Here is a 1,320-nt window from a genome sequence, read left to right as displayed (position 1 = left end):
GAGCCTGTAAATAATTTTGTGTAATTGCTTTTCATCAATTTAAAGGTGATTGCTTAAGCGGTCACCGAATTCAATAATAAAGCGGCTCATGGCTAAACGCCAGTCGCGAATAGGCATATTCCACTTTTTAGACGCTGCATCAATTGCCAGGTAAATCACTTTACGTACAGAATCATCCGTTGGAAAGACTTTACGCTTTTTGATCGCCTGACGTATTACGCTGTTTAATGATTCGATCGCATTGGTGGTATAGATGGCTTTGCGTATCTCGGCTGGATAAGCAAAGAAGGTATTTAGATTCTCCCAGTGTGTACGCCAGCTTTTGCTGATCTGTGGGTACTTGTCATCCCATGTTTGGGCGAATTGATCCAAGGCCATCAAGGCTGCCTCTTCAGTAGGTGACTGATAAACGGCTTTTAAATCCTGAGTGACGGCCTTGTAATCTTTCCATGATACGTATTTCAAGCTGTTACGCAGCATATGGATAATGCACAGCTGGATATGGGTTTGCGGGTATACGCTGTTAATGGCATCAGGAAAGCCTTTTAGTCCATCCACACAGGCGATCAGAATATCCTGCAACCCTCGGTTTTTAAGCTCAGTCAGGACATTCAGCCAGAACTTTGCACCTTCATTCTCAGCCATCCACATGCCGAGCAGTTCTTTCTGTCCATCAAGATTAATGCCTAAGGCAAGGAATACAGCCTTGTTGATAACACTGCCATTATGACGGACTTTAACTACAATACAGTCCATATAGACGATGGGATAGAGTGCATCCAGCGGACGGTTTTGCCATTCAGCGACTTGCTCCTTAACAGCATCAGTCACCTTGGAAATAAGCGTTGGCGATACATCAGCATCGTACATTTCTTTGAAAGTAGCCACGATTTCACGGGTAGTCATGCCTTTGGCATAAAGGGATAGAATTTGGCTATCCATTTGCGTGATACGAGTCTGATTCTTTTTAATTAGCTGTGGCTCAAATGTGCCATCACGATCTCGTGGTGTGGTGATCTCAATCTCACCATCATCGCTCAGCACGGTCTTACTGGAATAACCGTTACGAGCATTTGAACCGTTCTTACGAGCATTCTTTTCATGTCCGAGATGTTCGGTAAGTTCGGCATTGAGAGCCGTTTCAACAGTGAGTTTAGTCAACAATCGGGTGAATTGATTGAGATCGTCTTCTGTTTTGATTCCTTTAGCAAATTCTGCTGCAAGGTCTTTTAGTTTTTGTTCGTTCATCATGTTGCCTGACTCCGTTGTGAATATGAACATAGCAAATTCAGGCAATTACACAATTTAATTTACAGTCTC

General features: G+C 43.2%; 1 protein-coding gene. It reads right to left on the bottom strand.

Annotation, left to right across the window (positions count from 1 at the left end; genetic code table 11):
- Positions 1 to 39: 39 nt before the first annotated feature.
- Positions 40 to 1,248: an IS256 family transposase gene (locus FTU72_RS16180; RefSeq protein ID WP_032028744.1), complete on the bottom strand. Its 1,209-nt coding sequence runs from the start codon at positions 1,246 to 1,248 to the stop codon at positions 40 to 42.
- Positions 1,249 to 1,320: the final 72 nt, after the last annotated feature.

The sequence above is a fragment of the Acinetobacter sp. YH12137 genome (assembly GCF_013418535.1).
Taxonomy (GTDB): domain Bacteria; phylum Pseudomonadota; class Gammaproteobacteria; order Pseudomonadales; family Moraxellaceae; genus Acinetobacter.
The sequence above is the reverse complement of the archived record's forward strand: the minus strand, read 5'-3'. Positions and strand labels throughout refer to the sequence as shown.

What these genes read in the sequence shown, in the direction of transcription:
- FTU72_RS16180 (WP_032028744.1), bottom strand. Translation starts at nt 1,248, where the DNA reads ATGAACGAACAAAAACTAAAAGACCTTGCAGCAGAATTTGCTAAAGGA.